The sequence below is a fragment of the Nitrosospira sp. NpAV genome (genome assembly GCF_000832065.1).
GTDB lineage: Bacteria > Pseudomonadota > Gammaproteobacteria > Burkholderiales > Nitrosomonadaceae > Nitrosospira.
This window is the reverse complement of record NZ_JXQM01000252.1, coordinates 1-322: the sequence shown is the minus strand read 5'-3', so window position 1 is coordinate 322 and position 322 is coordinate 1. Positions and strand designations below refer to the sequence as shown.

Here is a 322-nt window from a genome sequence, read left to right as displayed (position 1 = left end):
GCTGGTATATGGTTATGAGTGGCTTGGCAGATAATATTTATGTCAGTCAGTACCGACTGACTGCGCACCTTGGTCTTGCTTTCATTATTTATGCCGCTATGTTCTGGGTGGCCACTGGATTGATTTCACCTGCTAATACGCATTTATCAGATCCACTATCCATACATAAGCTTAAAAGATTTGCTCAGGTGTTGACCGGGCTGATATTTATTATGGTGCTATCTGGTGGCTTGGTGGCAGGTATCCATGCTGGGAGGGCATATAATACGTTCCCTCTGATGGATGGTTTTCTGATTCCTCCCGCCATGTTCGTGCTGGAACC

General features: G+C 45.7%; 1 protein-coding gene. It reads left to right on the top strand.

Going from position 1 to position 322, the window contains the following annotated elements; genetic code table 11:
* Positions 1 to 14: 14 nt before the first annotated feature.
* Positions 15 to 322 (top strand): COX15/CtaA family protein (locus SQ11_RS16030; RefSeq protein WP_232298060.1); only part of this gene is annotated, 308 nt, incomplete at its 3' end.